Below are 16,437 nucleotides of genomic sequence, written 5' to 3'. Positions count from 1 at the left end.
GTACATGTCCTTCCTTCTCGGTAGCCGGAGAGCGGTCCGGCCCTTCGGTCCGGCCTAGAACTGGCCGGTAAACCAGCGCTTCATGCGCGCCCAGATCCCCTGGAACCCGGATTCCACCGGGCGGGCCTCCTGCAGGGCCCGTGACTCGCGGGCATACAGCAGCAGGCCCACCCCGGTGGCGTGCACCGGGTTGCGCACCACGTCCAGCAGCCCGGTCACGTGCTGCGGGACCCCCAGGCGAACGGGCATGTGGAAGACCTCCTCGGCGAGATCCACCCCACCTTCCATCCGCGACGATCCGCCGGTCAGAACGACACCGGCGGCGATCATTTCCTCGGTCCCGGAACGGCGCAGTTCGGCCTGAACCAGCTGCAGCAGCTCCTCGTAACGCGGCTCCACCACCGAGGCGAGGGTCTGCCGCGACAGCCGGCGCGCTTCGCGGTCGCCCACCCCCGGGACCTCGATGGACTCCCCGGGGTCGGCCAGCGAGCGCAGCGCGCAGGCGTATTTCATCTTCAGTTCTTCGGCGTACTGCGTGGGCGTGCGCAGCGCGACCGCGATGTCGTTGGTCACCTGGTCACCGGCGATCGGCAGTACCGCGGTGTGCGCGATCGCGCCGTGGGAGAACACCGCGATGTCGGTGGTGCCGCCCCCGACATCCACCAGGCAGACCCCCAGGTCCTTCTCGTCCTCGGTCAGCACCGAATAGGACGACGCCAGCTGCTCGAGGATGATGTCGTCCACCCGCAGGCCGCAGCGCTCCACGCACTTCACGATGTTCTGCGCCGCCGACACCGCGCCGGTGACCAGATGGACCTTGGCCTCCAGGCGCACGCCGGACATCCCCACCGGTTCGCGGATGCCCTCCTGCTCGTCGATGATGTATTCCTGCGGGAGCACGTGGAGGATGCGCTGGTCGGCGGGGATCGCGATCGCCCGCGCGGCGTCGATGACCCGCTCGACGTCGCCCGGCCCCACCTCGCCGTCCTTGATGGCCACCACGCCGGTCGAGTTGTAGCTCTTCACGTGACTCCCGGCGATACCGGTATACACCGAGTGGATCTCGCAGCCGGCCATCAGCTCGGCCTCCTCCACCGCGCGCTGGATCGACTGCACGGTGGACTCGATGTTGACCACCACGCCCTTCTTCAGGCCGCGCGAGGGCGACGAGCCGATGCCGATAATCTCGATCTCGCCATCGTCCTTCAGCTCGCCGACGATGGCCTCGATCTTCGAGGTCCCGACATCCAGCCCGACGATCAGACCCGATTCCGCCTTCTTTGCCATCATCTCCCCGCGTCCTTTCACTGTGTCCCGGGATCGCCGGCGGCGTCCCCGTCTTCATCGGCCCAGGCCACCGCCATGCCGTGCGGATAGCGCAGGTCCCAGCGTTCCACCGGCGCGTCGCGGCGCTCGCGCACGACGTCGGCCGCCCGTACCAGAGCATTCAGGCGGGCCGCCTCGGCGTCCCGCCCCATCAGGATCCGCCCCCCGGACTCCAGACGGATGGTCCAGTCATGGCGACGACCCTCGGCCACGCCGGCCACTTCCAGGCCGGCATCCGCCAGACGTGCCGACACCTCGAGGTAACGGCGCATCAGCACCACCTGGCGCCCGTCCTGCCCCTCCAGCGCGGGCAGGTAGTCCCACTCGGCCTGATCCACCGGCCCGAACACCCGGCCATGCCGGTCGACCAGCTGGTCCTCGCCCCAGCGCGCCACCGGTACCGGTTCGCGCACCTCGACCACCAGCGTCCCCGGCCATTGCCGGCGCAGCTGCACGCCATCGATCCAGGGCTCGGCGACCAGCGAACGTTCCAGTGCCGCCAGATCGGCGGTAATGAACCCCGGCGCGTGGCGACGCGCGAGTTCACGCACCCGCTCCACGTCGGCGTAGCGGGGCTCGCCGGTGATCTCGATACTCTCCACCGGCACCAGCGCGTCCGGTTCGAACCGGGTCGTCGCCAGCAGGACCAGCACGATCGCCGCGGCCAGCGCCATTCCGGCCAGCAGACGCAGGGCCGGGCCGGACACGCTGCGCAGCCGCGCTAAGCGCGCTGCCGGCGGGGTGCGCCGGCGATTCATCGCAGCCCTCCGCACTGGAAACTGGAGTCCAGGATGCGCAGGCACAGGGTGTCGAAATCGATCCCCGCCTCGGCCGCCGCCTTGGGCACCAGGCTGTGATCGGTCATGCCGGGCACGGTGTTGATCTCGATCAGATGGTTGTCGCCGTGCTCGTCCTGCAGGATGTCGACCCGTCCCCAGCCGCAGCCTTCCAGCGCGGCAAACGCACCCAGCGCCAGTGACTGCAATTCGAGTAACGAGCTTTCATCCAGCGGCGGCGGGCAGACATACCCGGTGCGGTCCGACTCGTATTTCGCGTGGTAGTCGTAGAACCCGCCGTCGGCGCGGATCTCGACCACCGGAAGCGGCTGGTTGTCGAGAATGGCCACGGTGTATTCGTGGCCCTCGATCCACTGTTCGGCGAAGATCTGCCCGGGCTGGCTGCGCGCCGCCTCCCACGCGGCCGGGAGATCGGCCGCCCGATCCACCCGGGTAATGCCCAGGCTCGAGCCCCCGCGGGCCGGCTTCACGATCAGGGGCAGCCCCAGCGCCTCGGCCACCGCATCCGGGTCGAACCCCGAGTTCAGCAACCGGTAGGGCGCACTGGGCAGGTTGCTCCCGGTCCACAGTCGCTTGCAGGCCAGCTTGTCCATCCCCAGGGCGGAACCCAGCACGCCGGTGCCGGTGTAAGGCATGCCGGCCAGGTCCAGGCAGCCCTGCAGGGCCCCGTCCTCGCCACACTCTCCATGCAGCGCGATGAACACGCGGTCGAAACCCTCCAGGGGGAGGTGCAGATGCCCCAGGTGCGCCCGCGTGAGATCGACCGGATGCGCATCCACGCCCTGACGTCGCAGAGCCGCCAGCACGGCGTTGCCGCTGGCCAGCGAGACCTCGCGCTCTCCGGACCAGCCGCCCATCAATACCGCCACCCGGCCATAGTCGCGGGGTTCTGCGTCGTTACAATTCATGCGGTTCCCTCGCTGTCGTCGCCCGGGTCGATGAACCGGCCCAGGATGCGTACCTCCGGCTCCAGGCGGACGCCGAACCGCTGCTCCACCGTGTTGCGCACCGTGTCGATCAGGCGCTCGATGTCTTCCGCCCGCGCCGTACCGTCGTGAGTGATGAAATTGGCATGCACCGGCGACACCTCGGCCGCGCCGGCGCGCAGGCCCTTGAGCCCGGCGGCCTCGATCAGGCGTGCGGCGTGATCGCCTTCCGGGTTGCGGAACACCGAGCCGCAGGACGGCTGACCCAGCGGCTGTTTCGCCGAGCGTTCGCGCAGCAGTTCGCGGATGCGCCGGGTACCGGCCTCCGGGTCGCCCGGGCTCAGACGCAGGGTCGCCCCGGTGAACCACAGGCGTTCACGCGGATCGAGCCCCTGGACCCGGCGGTAACCGACCCGGAACGCATCCGGGCGGCGGGTTTCCAGCCGGCCCTCACGGTCGATCACCTCCACCGATTCCACCAGGGGCCAGGTCTCGCCGCCCCAGGCCCCGGCGTTCATCTGCAGGGCGCCGCCCACGGTGCCGGGGATGCCGGCGAGGAACTCCGCCCCCACCAGGCCCTCGCGGGCACAGAAGCGCGCAGCCTGGGCACAGGCCAGGCCGCCGCCCAGAAACACCCGGTCGCCGTCCAGGCGTTCGCGCTCGGCCAGAACGCCCTGCAGATGCACCACCAGCCCGGCAACGCCGCCGTCGCGCACCAGGACGTTACTGCCGAGCCCGAGGAAGGTGATCGGCAGGTCGGGCGCAAGGCGGGCGACCTGCGCCAGCAGGTTCGCGAGATCCTCGCGGTCCGCGGGGCGGAACAGCCAGTCGGCATGCCCGCCGGCACGCCATGAGGTCAGCGGTGCCAGCGGTGCCCGCGCCTGCAGTTCGCCGCGTGGCTGCAGCTCATGCAGATGACGCGCCGCGGCTGCGGCAGGGTCCAGCGGTGTCATGCGCCACCTCCGGTGAGCTCTCGCGGCAGCAGGGCCGCCAGGCGACCGATGTCGCCCGCCCCCTGGGCGATGATCACGTCGTCCGCCTGCAGCAGGCCCTCCAGCACGCCGGCCACGTCCGCGGCCTGTTCCACGAAAATCGGCTCGACCTGGCCACGCAGACGGATGGCCCGCGCCAGGCTGCGCCCGTCGGCGCTGGCGATCGGCGCCTCGCCTGCGGCATACACCTCCAGCAGGATCAGCACGTCGGTCTCCGACAGCGCCTCCACGAAGTCCTCGAACAGGTCGCGGGTGCGGGTGTAGCGATGCGGCTGAAACACGGTGATCCGCCGGCGACCGGGCCAGGCATCCCGCGCCGCGGCCTGGGTCGCGGCGATCTCGCGCGGGTGATGGCCGTAATCGTCGACCAGCGTCACCGACCCGGCCGGCCCCGCCCACTCGTGGACCTGGAACCGCCGCCCGATGCCCTGGAAGCGTTCGAGCGCCGTGGCGATCGCCTCGCGCGGGGCCTCCAGCTCCCAGGCCACGGCCGCCGCGGCCAGGGCATTGAGCACGTTGTGGCGCCCCGGGAGATTGAGGGTGACCGGGAACGGCTCGCCGGCCTCCGGCAGCTGCAGGCGGAAACGGGTCTGCACGCCCTCCTGGCGCACGTCCAGGGCGCGCACATCGGCGTCGGCATCGATCGCGTAGGTCAGCCGCGGGCGTTCCAGCTCCGGCATCAGCTCGCGCACCTGCGGATCATCGGCGCACAGGATCGCCAGCCCGTAGAAGGGCAGATGGTGCAGGAACTCGAGAAAGGTCTCGTGCAGCTGGCGAAAATCATTGCCATAGGTCCCCAGGTGATCGGCATCGATGTTGGTCACGATCGCGAGCAGCGGCTGCAGATGCAGGAACGAGGCATCGCTCTCGTCGGCCTCGGCCACCAGATAGTCACCCGCCCCCAGGCTCGAGTGGCTGGCGGTGGAATTGAGTCGGCCGCCGATCACGAAGGTCGGATCCATCCCCGCCTCCGCCAGCACGCTGGCCACCAGACTGGTCGTGGTGGTCTTGCCATGGGTCCCGGCGACCGCAATCCCGAAGCGGAAACGCATCAGTTCCGCCAGCATCTCGGCACGCCGCACGATCGGGATACCGCGCTCGCGCGCCGCGGCGACCTCGGGATTGGACGGATCGATGGCCGAAGACACCACCAGCACATCGGCCTCGGCCACGTTCTCCGGCCGGTGCTCGCCGACCACGCGCACGCCCATCTCCACCAGGCGGTCGATCATCGGCGACCGCCCCAGGTCCGAACCCGAGACCCGGTAACCCAGCTGATGCAGCACCTCGGCGATGCCGCTCATCCCGGAGCCGCCGATCCCCACGCAGTGGATCCGGCGGATGCGGCGCATCGCATGTTCCGGCAGGCGCGCGTGGCTCATGATCCCTCCCCCGCGGGGCCCGGCCCCGCCAGTTCCACACAGACATCGGCGAGGCGCGCGGCACTGTCGGGGCAGGCCAGCGCCCGCGCGCGTTCGGCACGGTCGCGCAGGGTCTCGCGGTCCAGCGAGCCCAGCAGCTGCGCCAGCGCCTGCGGCTCCAGCTCGGCATCGCGGAAACGCCAGGCCGCCCCGGCGTCCACCAGGGCCTGAGCATTCGCGTACTGGTGATCGTCCACCGCATGCGGATAGGGCACGAACACCGCGGCCACACCGGCGGCCGCCACCTCGGCCACGGTCAGCGCCCCGGCGCGACAGATCACCAGATCCGCCTCGGCCCAGGCCGCCTCCATGTCCGCGATGAACTCGGTGACCGTGGCTTCCACCCCGGCTTCGGCATACGCCGCGCGGGCTTCTTCCAGGGTGCGCGAGCCGGCCTGGTGCAGAACCTGCGGGCGCTGCTCCGACGGCAGCAGGCCGAGCGCGACGGGCACCGCGTGATTCAGCGAACGCGCGCCCAGGCTGCCCCCCAGGACCAGCACGTTGAGCGGCCCGCTGCGTGCGGCGTAGCGCTCGCCCGGGGCGGGCAGGGCCGCGATCGCGGAGCGCACGGGATTGCCAACCCGCGTGGCGCGCACCCCGGGCGGGAACGCACCGTCGAAACCGGCGTACACGCGGTCGGCGACCTTCGCCAGCCAGCGGTTGGTCAGGCCGGCCACCGCATTCTGTTCGTGAATCACCAGAGGGCGTCCCAGGGCCGCGGCCATCAGCCCGCCGGGTCCGGCGGTAAACCCGCCGAAACCGATCACCGCCTGCGGGCGGATGCGCCGGAGCAGCACCAGGGCCGCCCACAGCGACAGCCCCAGGCGCCAGGGGGCGAAGGCCAGGCCGAACAGCCCCTTGCCGCGAATACCGGCGATCGGGAGGGTGTGCAGGTCAATCCCGGCCTGCGGCACCAGGCGCGCCTCCACGCCCGCACGGGTCCCCAGCCAGACCACCTCGACCCCGCGCTCGCGCAGGGCCTCGGCCACCGCCAGCCCGGGGAAGACATGGCCGCCGGTACCGCCGGCCATGATCAGCACGCGCGGGGCCGTCATGCCGCACCTCCGCTCTGCCGGGCGGTGCGCGAACGCCGGCGAGGCACCGGGGCCGGTGCCGGGGTCCGCGCCTCGCGGGCCACCCGCAGTACCAGACCCACCGCGATCAGACTGACGATCAGCGAACTGCCGCCGTAGGACAAAAACGGCAGCGTCATCCCCTTGGTCGGCAGCAGCCCCATGTTCACGCCCATGTTCAGGGCCGCCTGCAGGCCCAGCCAGATCGCCACGCCGAAGCTCAGATGGGCACCGAAGGCATGACCGCTGCGCTGGGCCTCCAGGCCGATGCGCAGGCAGCGCCAGACCAGCCCTGCGAACAGTGCGATCAGCACCAGCACACCGAAGAAACCGAACTCCTCGGCGAACACCGCGAACAGGAAATCGTTGTGTGCCTCCGGCAGGTAGAACAGCTTCTGCACGCTGCCGCCCAGCCCCGACCCGGTCACCCCGCCGGAGCCGATCGCGATCAGCGACTGGGTCAGCTGAAAACCGCTCGCGAAAGGGTCCTGCCACGGGTCCAGGAAGGCCGTCAGGCGAGCCATGCGGTAAGGCGCCGCAACCGCGGCGACCGCCATGCCCGCCGCGATCGTGCCCCCCAGCGCGAGGAACTGCGACAGGCGGGCGCCGGCGAGGAACAGCATGCCCATGCCGATCGCCAGCATGATCGCGGCCCCGCCGAAATCCGGCTGCAGCAACAGCAGGACGGTACCGGCCCCCAGCACCACCAGCGGACGCACGAACCCGGCCAGCTGCAGGCGCAGGGTGGAGTAATGGCGCACGATGTAGCCCGCCAGGTACATCACCACCAGCAACTTGGCCAGCTCGGCCACCTGCAGGTTGAACGCTCCCAGCGGAATCCAGCGGGTTGCCCCGTTGACCGTGCGTCCGACGCCGGGCAGCAGGACCACCACCAGGATCAGCAGGAACAGCGCCAGCAGCCACGGGCCGGCGCGTTCCCAGCGCGCCAGCGGCACGTTCCATGCCGCCACCGCGGCCATCGTACCCAGGGCGGCAAACAGCACCTGGCGCTGCAGAAAGTGCCAGGCATTGCCGAAATCACGCGCACCCATCTCCATGGAGGCCGAAGCGACCATCACCAGCCCCAGCGCCACCAGCGCCGCGGTCAACGCCAGCAGCGGCAGGTCCACCTCCTGCTGCAGGCGCCGGACCATTGGCGAAGTCGGCTGGCTGACCGGGGCGCTCATGCGGCCAGCTCCCGCACGGCCCGGGCGAAGGCGTCACCCCGGGCGCGATAGTCCGGATACATGTCCAGGCTGGCGCAGGCGGGCGACAGCAACACGGTGTCACCCGGCTGCGCCCATTCCGCGGCATGCGCCACCGCCGCATCCATGTCGTCGACCCGCTGCACCGGCACCACCGGGGCGAGGGCACGCGCGATCAACGGTGCGTCCTCTCCCAGCAGCACTGCGCCGCGCACCTTGCCGGCCAGCTGATCGGCCAGCGGGGCGAAATCCTGCCCCTTGGCCTGGCCACCGGCGATCAGAACCAGCGGCCCGGGCGTGCCGCGCAATGCGGCCAGGGTGGCACCGAGGTTGGTGCCCTTGGAATCGTTGATCCAGTCCACGCCGTCGACCGAGGCGATCCACTGCGAGCGATGCGGCAGCCCCGGGAAATCGGCCAGCGCCGCCAGGGCCCGCGCCCGGCGCCCGGCCGAGTCCAGCCACGGCCAGACCAGGCCCAGTGCGGCCAGGGCGTTGGCCCAGTTGTGCTGGCCGCGCATGCGCAGGCGCGCGGTCTCCAGCAGGGCCTGGCCGCCACGACACAGGTGCGGTCCCTCCCCGTGGCCGCCGACACAAACGCCCCAGTCGGCGTCCGCCGCCGGCGCGCCCAGACCGAAGGTCTCGCGCGCCATGCCCGGCGGGGTGGTCAGCTCCGCCACCATCGGGTCGTCACGATTGAGCAGTCCGCGCCGCGCGCCGCGGAACACCCGCTGCTTGGCGCGCAGGTAGGCGGCCATGTCGGGATGGCGATCGAGGTGATCCGGCGACAGGTTGAGCACTACGGCAGCAGCGGGCGCAAGCTCGTGACACCGTTCCAGCTGGAAGCTGGACAGCTCCAGCACGAACACCTCCGGGTCGCGTTCCAGCAGGTCCAGCGCCGGGGTCCCGTAGTTGCCCCCCACCGCCACCGCGTAGCCGGCCGCATCCAGCAGCTCGCCGACCAGCGCCGTCACCGTGCTCTTGCCGTTGGAACCGGTGATCGCGATCACCGGGGCTCCGGCCTCGCGGGCGAACAGGTCGATATCCCCGGTGACTTCGGCACCGGCCTCACTGGCGGCGGCGATCACCGGGTGCTCCAGGGCCACCCCGGGCGAGACGATCAGGCGACGCACCCCGCTCGCATCCAGGCCGTCCAGCGGGCCGACCCAACGCTCGTTCAGGATCCGCGCCAGTTCGGGATCGTCACAGGCCGGCGGCTCGCGACGGGTATCGGTGACCGCGAACGACATCCCGCGCGCGAGCAGGTAGCGCGCCACCGACTGCCCGGTGGCGCCCAGCCCGACGATCAGGTTGTCGCTTCGCACCCGTTCCATCAGCGCACCTTCAGGGTCGCCAGACCGATGAGGACGAACACCACGGTCAGGATCCAGAAGCGCACGATCACGCGCGGCTCCGGCCAGCCCTTGAGTTCGAAGTGGTGATGCAGCGGCGCCATGCGGAACATCCGCCGTCCGGTCAGCTTGAACGAGGCGACCTGCAGCATGACCGAGACGGTCTCCAGCACGAACACGCCGCCCATGATCAGCAGCACGATCTCCTGGCGCGTAAGGATGGCCATCATTCCCAGCGCCGCGCCCAGGGCGAGGGCCCCGACATCGCCCATGAACACCTGCGCGGGATAGGTGTTGAACCACAGGAACCCGAGCCCCGCCCCCACCAGCGAGGCGGCGAAGATCCCCACCTCGCCGACCCCGGGCACCGCGGGAATGCCGAGATAGTCGGCGAACACCGCATGGCCCGCGGCATAGGCGAAGATGCCCAGCGCACCGGCCACCAGCACCGCCGGCATGATGGCCAGCCCGTCGAGCCCGTCGGTCAGGTTGACCGCATTGGACGAGCCCACCACCACCAGCCACACCAGCGGGATGAACAGCCAGCCCAGACTGAATTCGATGTCCTTGAACACCGGCAGATAAAAGGTGGTTTCCACCGGATCCTGGGCCGTGAGCATGATCACCCCGGCGGCCACCAGGGCGAACAGGGTCTGCCACAGCAGCTTGGATTTCGCCGACAGCCCCTGGCTGTTGCCGTAACGCAGCTTGAGGTAGTCATCCCAGCCGCCGACGGCACCGAAGGCCAGCGTGGTCAGCAGCACGATCCAGACGAAACGGTTTGTCAGGTCGCTCCACAGCAGGGTGGCCACCGCCACGGCCACCAGGATCAGCGCACCGCCCATGGTGGGCGTGCCGGCCTTGCTCAGGTGCGATTCGGGGCCGTCCTCGCGGATGTTCTGACCCACCTTGCCCAGGGTCAGACGGCGAATCACCGAGGGACCGATCAGGAGCGCGATCGCCAGCGCCGTCACCACCCCGAGGATGGCGCGCAGGGTCAGGTACTGGAAGACCGTGAACCCGGTATGGAACTGGGCGAGATATTCAGTCAGTGCGAACAGCATCCGCCGCCTCCGGATTCACGGGCTGCGCGTCCAGCGCCTCCACGATGGATTCCATGTGCTGGCTGCGCGAACCCTTGACCAGCACGGTGGTTCGCTCGTCCAGCAACCCCTGCAGACGCGCGACCAGTGCGGCATGATCGGGGAACCACTCGCCCTGCTCGCCGAAGGCATCCGCGGTTTCGCGGCCCAGCTCGCCGAGCGCCAGGCAGAAATCGATCCCCATTGCGCGGGCCTCCTGCCCGGTGGCCGCGTGCAGGGCCGCGGCGTCGCCGCCCAGCTCGCCCATTTCCCCCAGCACCAGGATGCGCCGACCGGGCACCGCCGCCAGCACCTCCAGGCCGGCCCGCAGGGAATCGGGGTTGGCGTTGTAGCTGTCGTCCCAGATGCGGGCACCGCCGGCGTGCTGCAGTGCCTGCAGGCGACCGGCGACCGGGCGCCAGTCGCCCAGTCCCTGCGCAATGATGTCGATCGCGGCGCCCGCGGCATTGGCGGCGGCAGCGGCCGCCACGGCATTCGCCGCGACATGGCGGCCGGGACCGGCAAGGCGGATCTCGCGGCTGGCCCCGAGGATCGTGAGGCGCAGGCGATCCGGGGCGACCCACACGCCCTCGACCTCGCCGCCCCCCTCGAGGGAGAAGCGCTGCAGATGATGGTGCTCGTTGAGCGAGAGCCAGTAGTCGGCAAACGGGTCGTCCAGATTCACCACTGCGGTTCCGCCCTGGGCCGGCAGCCCCGAATAGATCTCGGCCTTGGCGTGCGCCACGCCTTCCAGGCTGCCGAAACCTTCGAGGTGCGCATGACCGGCGTTGGTGATCATGGCGACGTGCGGCTGGGTCCACGCGGCCATGCGGCCGATCTCGCCGGCGTGGTTGGCGCCCAGTTCGATCACCGCGAAGTCGGTATCCTCCGGCATCGCCAGCAGGGTCAGCGGTGTCCCGATCTCGTTGTTCAGGTTGCCTTCGCTGGCATGCACCCGCCCCATGCGCGCGAGGATCGAGCGCAGCATCTCGCGGGTGGTGGTCTTGCCGTTGGAGCCGGTCAGCGCGATCACCCGCGCGTGGCACCGCCTGCGCCAGGTCGCGGCCAGTCGCCCCAGGGCCTCGCCGGTATCGGGCACCACCACCTGGGTCTGCGGCAGGTCTTCGCGTGCGCGGCGAACCAGCAGCACCGGTGCCGGCAAGTCGGCGTGCAGATGGTCATGGGCATCAAAGTTCGGACCGCGCAGGGCGACGAACAGCCCGCCTTCACGCGGGTTACGCGTGTCGCTGAACACGCCGGTGAATGCCGCCCCGGCGTCCCCCTGCAGGCGCCCGCCCACGGCGGTCGCCAGTTCTCCGGCCGTCATCCGGATCATCGCTCCCCCTCCCCGGAAATCCCCTCGCGCGCCAGCCGGGCGGCCAGCTCGCGATCACTGAATGGATGAAACCGGTCACCGATCTGCTGGGTGGTTTCGTGCCCCTTGCCCGCCAGCAGCACGATGTCGCCCGGCCCGGCATCGGCGACCGCGGTACGCACCGCGGCTTCGCGATCGCCCATCTCGCGGCAGCGCGCGGGATCGTCACAGCCCTGGAGCACCGCGTGACGGATGGCCGCCGCGTCCTCGTGGCGCGGATTGTCATCGGTCACGATCACCCGGTCCGCGGCACGCATGGCCACGCGCCCCATCGCCGGACGCTTGCCCCGGTCGCGATCGCCGCCGCAGCCGAAGACCACCAACAGGCGGCCACGCACATGCGGACGCAACGCACTCAATGCGGCCTCCAGGGCCTGCGCGGTGTGGGCGTAATCGACCACCAGCTGGGCTCCGCCCGGCAGATCGTGACGCTCCATGCGCCCGGGGACCCCGGGCAGCTCGGCCACCGCGTCCGCGGCGGCCTCCCAGGCATGTCCGAGGGCATGCAGGGCGGCCAGAGTGGCCAGCAGGTTCTCGACCTGAAACCGTCCGTACAGCCGCGACCGCACCGGCACGCGCCGCCCGTCGGCAACGAGCACGAAGTGCAGTCCCTCCGGGCCGGCCTCGATGGCCTCGGCGCGCGCCATCGCTGCGGAAGACTCCAGACCCCAGGTGATGTCGGTGATCCCCTCGGGCACCGGACGGCGCAGAAGCTCGTGACCGAGCTCGTCATCGGCGTTGATCACCCGCGTGCGCAGTCCCGGGCGGTCGAACAGCATGGCCTTGGCCTCGGCATACGCGGCCTGACTGCCATGGAAATCCAGATGATCCGTGCCCAGGCGGGTCAGCACCGCGACACGCACCGGGACCCCGTCCAGACGCCCCTGGACGAGCCCGTGCGAAGAGGCCTCCAGCGCCGCGGCTTCGCAGCCTTCGCGCGCCAGCCCGGCCAGATGCCGATGGAGCTCGAGCACGCCCGGGGTCGTGTGCCCGGCCGGGCGCAGCTGCCCCGGACGCCCGACGCCCAGGGTGCCAACCAGTCCGGTCGGGGTACCCAGACGTTCGAGTGCCGCTGCAATCAGATGCGTCACCGATGTCTTGCCGTCGGTGCCGGTCACCGCGACGATCGGTGCGGCCTCCGGCCAGGCGCCGAATACCCGCTGCGCCATGACCGGCAACAGGGCACGCAGCCCCGGCACATGAACGCCGGGCACCCCGGGCGAGCCGGCGGGGGGCCCCGCATCGGCCTCGTCCCACAGGATCACGCCGGCGCCGCGCGCCGCGGCATCCTCGGCGTGGGCCAGACCGTGCTCGCGGGTTCCCCGGAGGGCCACGAACCCGGCGCCCGGGGTCACCGCGCGGCTGTCCTGCACCAGGTCGGTCACGACCAGCGGGCCGTGGCCCTCCAGGGCCTCGGGGAACTGCGCGTGCAGATCCACCCCGGCCACCCGTGGATCGGTCGCCGCGGCGGTCATGGCTGCGCCTCCTCGCCGGTGGCGAGCTGCATCGGGATCTCGGGCATCGCGTCCGGGCGCACGTTGTACATGCGCAGGGCCGAGGCGGTGACCTCGCGGAACACCGGCGCCGCGACCGCCCCGCCGTAATGCACGTCGGCGGGTTCGTCCACCACCACCGCCATCACGAACCGTGGCTCGGATGCCGGGACCAGACCGACGAAACTGGAGTAGTAACGGTCCTCGGCATAACCACCGCGCACCGCCTTGCGCGCGGTGCCGGTCTTGCCGGCGACCCGATATCCGTCGATCACGGCCTGGCGCGCGGTGCCCTCGCTGCCCACGGTATGTTCCATCATCGCGCGCAGCCGTCCGGCGGTGTCCGCGCTCATCACCCGTTGCGGCTCGCGGGCATCATCGGCGGTCTCGACCAGGCGCACCGGCAGGCGACGTCCGTCATTGGCAAAGGCCGTGTACCCGGCAGCCATCTGCAGCGGCGTGACCGCGAGCCCGTAACCGTAGCCGAGCGTGGCCTGCTCGACCTCGCGCCAGGCGGTGAAGTCGCGCAGGGTGCCACGCGCCTCTCCCGGGAAATGCAGGCCGGTTGCCTGCCCGAAACCGGCGCGGTGCAGCGTCTGCCAGAAATCGGCCGGATCGGTGTCCAGGGCAAGACGCGTTGCGCCCACGTTGGAGGACCGCGCGATCAGCGTGGTCAGGTCGATGGTGCCGTAGTCGCGCAGATCACGGACCGTCAGACGTCCCACCTGCATGGTGCCGGGCGCGGTGTCCAGGGTCACGTGAGGGTCGACCGCATCGGCATCCAGGGCCGCCGCGACGGTAAACGGCTTGATGACCGAGCCGGGTTCGAACGCGTCCACGACCGCCCGGTTGCGAGCGCGGTCGGAGCGGATCGAACTGCGATTGTTGGGGTTGAAGCCGGGCTGATTGACCATCGCGAGAATGTCGCCGCTGCGCGCATCCAGCAGCACGGCCGATCCGCCGCGCGCGTCGTGGCGCTGCACCGCGGCCTTGAGTTCGCGGTAGGCCAGGAACTGCAGCCGTGCGTCCAGCGTCAGCCGCAGGGGGTTGCCTTCGCGCGCCGGACGGATGCTGGCGACGTCGCGGATGGTACGACCATGCCGGTCGCGCAGTACCCGCTTGGCGCCCGGCTGCCCGGAGAGCCAGTAGTCGAACGCGAGCTCGACCCCTTCCTGGCCCTGGTCGTCGATGTCGGTGTAGCCCAGCACATGCGCGACCGCCTCGCCATGCGGATAGTAACGGCGGAACTCGCGGGTCAGGGACACCCCGGGGACGCGCAGAGAGGCCACCGCTTCGGCCCGCGCCGGCAGCATGTGCCGACGCAGATAGACGAACTCGCGGTCGGCGCGATTCTCGATGCGCTCCGCCAGGGTCTCGCGGTCCATGTCCAGGGCCGCGGCCAGCTCGCCCCAGCGTTCGCGCGCCTCCAGCAGCGCCCCCGGATGCGCCCATGCGGTCTGCACCGGTGCCGAGATCGCCAGCGGTTCGCCGTGGCGATCGGTAATCGCACCGCGGTGGGCGGTCTCGGTCAGCGTGCGCACCTGGCGCGCCTCGCCCTGGGCGGACAGGAACTCGCTCTTGAACATCTGCAGATCGGCGGCGCGCAGTACCAGCGCGATCAGCATCAGGACCAGCAGGACCACCAGCGCCCGCAGCCGGCCCATCGAGATTTCGCGTTTCAGCGCGCCCATGCGTCCCTCCCGATCACCACGAGGCGATCCGCATCGGGGCGCGACATGCCCAGCTCCTCGCGTGCATGACGCTCGATACGCCCGGGCGTCGCCCAGGTGGACTGCTCGATCTGCAGCCGGGTCCATTCCAGGTTGAGCCGGTCGCGCTCGGCCAGCACCGCCTGCTGCTCAACGAACGCCTGACGCGCCTCGTGGCGCGCCACCACCACGCCAATCGCCGACGCAAACGCGCCCACCGACAGCGCGACGATCGCGAGCCCGCGCCAGACCATCAGTTGCGCTCCGCCACGCGCAGCACGGCCGAGCGTGCCCGCGGATTGCGTTGCTGTTCCCCGGCATCCGCCCGCACCGGCTTGCCCAGCGGGCGCAACGAACGCGGTGCCGCCTCCGGCATGACCGGCAGCCCGCGCGGGATTCGGGGCGCATCGTCACGGTCCCCGCGGAAGGCCCGCTTGACCATGCGATCTTCCAGCGAATGAAACGCGATCACCACCAGGCGCGCCCCGGACGGCAGGACCTCGGGAATGGTTTCCAGCCATGTCTCCAGCTCGCGCAGCTCGGCGTTCACGTGAATGCGCAGGGCCTGGAAGGTGCGCGTCGCGGGGTGTTTGCCGGGTTCGCGGCGCGGCACCGCGCCACGCACCAGTTCCGCCAGGCGCGCGGTGCGGGTGATCGGGCCCTCGGCACGGGCGCGCACGATCGCGCGGGCGATGCGCCGCGAGAAACGCTCCTCGCCGTACCGGTAGATCACGTCCGCGATCTCCTTTTCCTCGGCACGCGCCAGCCAGTCGGCCGCGCTTTCGCCGGACGACGGGTCCATGCGCATGTCCAGCGGGCCGTCATGCTGGAAACTGAAACCGCGCGCGGCATCGTCCAGCTGCGGCGATGACACCCCGAGATCGAGGAACACGCCATCCGGCCGGCGATCCGGGTAGCGCTGCCGCAGCACCTCGGCCATGGACGAGAACGGCGCGGACTCGAACGCGAAACGCGGATCCCCCAGAAACGAAGAGGCGGCCTCGGCCGCCTCGGGATCCCGGTCCATCGCCAGCAGGCGACCGTCCGGCCCCAGACGGTCAAGCAAGGCGCGGCTGTGCCCGCCCCTTCCGAAGGTACCGTCCACGTAGAAACCGTCAGCGCGCACCGCCAGCCCCTCGAGCACGGCGTCCAGCAGGACCGGGACATGGGCCTGTTGCGATTCCTGCATCACAGCGAGATCGACTCGAGTTCTTCGGTATCGATGCCATCCTCGAACATCTCCTCGCAGCGCTGATCCCAGGTCGCCTGATCCCAGATCTCGAACTTCTTGCCCTGACCCAGCAGGGCGACCTGCTTGTCCATGCCGGCAAACTTGCGCAGCGGCTGCGGCAGCAACAGGCGCCCGTTGCCGTCCAGCTCGCAGTCGGAGGCATGCCCGACCAGCAGGCGCTGCAGGCGGACCACGGCCGGCTTCAGGTTGGGGCGCGACATCAGGTTCTGCTCGACCCGCTCCCATTCCGGACGCGGATACACCAGAAGACAGCGATCCGGGTGAACCGTAACCACCAGCTGGCCGTCGCAGGACGCCACGAGCTCATCGCGATAACGCGCCGGCATGGCCAGGCGTCCTTTCGCATCCAGATTGAGCTGACTGACACCTCGAAACATGGCCGCTGGCGGTGGAATCCCACCTTCTCCCACTTTTCCCCACTTGAATCCACTATAGGT

The 16,437-nt window shown here is 70.5% G+C and carries 15 protein-coding genes; all 15 read right to left on the bottom strand.

Annotated features, from left to right (window positions below; all coding sequences use genetic code 11):
- Positions 1-54 precede the first annotated feature (54 nt).
- Genes ftsA through mraZ form a run of 15 tightly spaced genes read right to left on the bottom strand, consistent with a single transcriptional unit; the run spans position 55 to position 16,377 of the window.
- A complete protein-coding gene (gene ftsA, locus F790_RS0105495) occupies positions 55-1,290 on the bottom strand; it encodes a cell division protein FtsA (RefSeq protein WP_018869879.1) in 1,236 nt (411 codons plus the stop codon).
- A gap of 14 nt (positions 1,291-1,304) precedes the next feature.
- Positions 1,305-2,033 (bottom strand): cell division protein FtsQ/DivIB, encoded by a 729-nt coding sequence (locus tag F790_RS0105490; RefSeq protein ID WP_026332864.1) that lies wholly within the window; start codon positions 2,031-2,033, stop codon positions 1,305-1,307.
- A gap of 47 nt (positions 2,034-2,080) precedes the next feature.
- Positions 2,081-3,031: a D-alanine--D-alanine ligase gene (locus F790_RS0105485; protein ID WP_019591053.1), complete on the bottom strand. Its 951-nt coding sequence runs from the start codon at positions 3,029-3,031 to the stop codon at positions 2,081-2,083.
- Positions 3,028-4,002 (bottom strand): UDP-N-acetylmuramate dehydrogenase, encoded by a 975-nt coding sequence (murB, locus tag F790_RS0105480; RefSeq protein ID WP_019591052.1) that lies wholly within the window; start codon positions 4,000-4,002, stop codon positions 3,028-3,030. The genes F790_RS0105485 and murB overlap by 4 nt, the downstream gene beginning before the upstream one ends.
- Positions 3,999-5,423: a UDP-N-acetylmuramate--L-alanine ligase gene (murC, locus tag F790_RS0105475; RefSeq protein WP_019591051.1), complete on the bottom strand. Its 1,425-nt coding sequence runs from the start codon at positions 5,421-5,423 to the stop codon at positions 3,999-4,001. The genes murB and murC overlap by 4 nt, the downstream gene beginning before the upstream one ends.
- Positions 5,420-6,517 carry an undecaprenyldiphospho-muramoylpentapeptide beta-N-acetylglucosaminyltransferase gene (murG, locus tag F790_RS0105470; RefSeq protein WP_019591050.1) on the bottom strand — a complete coding sequence of 366 codons (1,098 nt, stop codon included), beginning with the start codon at positions 6,515-6,517 and terminating at the stop codon, positions 5,420-5,422. The genes murC and murG overlap by 4 nt, the downstream gene beginning before the upstream one ends.
- Positions 6,514-7,722 (bottom strand): putative lipid II flippase FtsW, encoded by a 1,209-nt coding sequence (gene ftsW / locus F790_RS0105465; RefSeq protein WP_018869873.1) that lies wholly within the window; start codon positions 7,720-7,722, stop codon positions 6,514-6,516. The genes murG and ftsW overlap by 4 nt, the downstream gene beginning before the upstream one ends.
- A complete protein-coding gene (gene murD, locus F790_RS0105460) occupies positions 7,719-9,071 on the bottom strand; it encodes a UDP-N-acetylmuramoyl-L-alanine--D-glutamate ligase (protein WP_019591048.1) in 1,353 nt (450 codons plus the stop codon). The genes ftsW and murD overlap by 4 nt, the downstream gene beginning before the upstream one ends.
- Positions 9,071-10,153, bottom strand: coding sequence for a phospho-N-acetylmuramoyl-pentapeptide-transferase (mraY, locus tag F790_RS0105455; RefSeq protein WP_024328184.1), 1,083 nt, complete (start codon positions 10,151-10,153; stop codon positions 9,071-9,073). The genes murD and mraY overlap by 1 nt, the downstream gene beginning before the upstream one ends.
- Positions 10,134-11,507 (bottom strand): UDP-N-acetylmuramoyl-tripeptide--D-alanyl-D-alanine ligase, encoded by a 1,374-nt coding sequence (murF, locus tag F790_RS0105450; protein ID WP_019591047.1) that lies wholly within the window; start codon positions 11,505-11,507, stop codon positions 10,134-10,136. Before murF ends, mraY begins: the two co-directional genes overlap by 20 nt.
- Complete coding sequence (locus tag F790_RS0105445) at positions 11,504-13,021, bottom strand: UDP-N-acetylmuramoyl-L-alanyl-D-glutamate--2,6-diaminopimelate ligase (protein WP_019591046.1); 1,518 nt, start codon at positions 13,019-13,021, stop codon at positions 11,504-11,506. Before F790_RS0105445 ends, murF begins: the two co-directional genes overlap by 4 nt.
- Complete coding sequence (locus F790_RS0105440) at positions 13,018-14,730, bottom strand: penicillin-binding protein 2 (RefSeq protein ID WP_019591045.1); 1,713 nt, start codon at positions 14,728-14,730, stop codon at positions 13,018-13,020. Before F790_RS0105440 ends, F790_RS0105445 begins: the two co-directional genes overlap by 4 nt.
- Positions 14,718-15,002, bottom strand: a complete 285-nt coding sequence (ftsL, locus tag F790_RS0105435) for a cell division protein FtsL (protein ID WP_019570417.1) — start codon at positions 15,000-15,002, stop codon at positions 14,718-14,720. The genes F790_RS0105440 and ftsL overlap by 13 nt, the downstream gene beginning before the upstream one ends.
- Positions 15,002-15,937: a 16S rRNA (cytosine(1402)-N(4))-methyltransferase RsmH gene (gene rsmH / locus F790_RS0105430; RefSeq protein WP_019591044.1), complete on the bottom strand. Its 936-nt coding sequence runs from the start codon at positions 15,935-15,937 to the stop codon at positions 15,002-15,004. The genes ftsL and rsmH overlap by 1 nt, the downstream gene beginning before the upstream one ends.
- Complete coding sequence (gene mraZ, locus F790_RS0105425; protein WP_019021436.1) at positions 15,937-16,377, bottom strand: division/cell wall cluster transcriptional repressor MraZ; 441 nt, start codon at positions 16,375-16,377, stop codon at positions 15,937-15,939. The genes rsmH and mraZ overlap by 1 nt, the downstream gene beginning before the upstream one ends.
- Positions 16,378-16,437: the final 60 nt, after the last annotated feature.

The sequence above is a fragment of the Thioalkalivibrio sp. ALE20 genome (assembly GCF_000381405.1).
Classification (GTDB): domain Bacteria; phylum Pseudomonadota; class Gammaproteobacteria; order Ectothiorhodospirales; family Ectothiorhodospiraceae; genus Thioalkalivibrio.
Note: the sequence above shows the minus strand (reverse complement) of the source record. Positions and strands in the feature narration are given on the sequence as shown.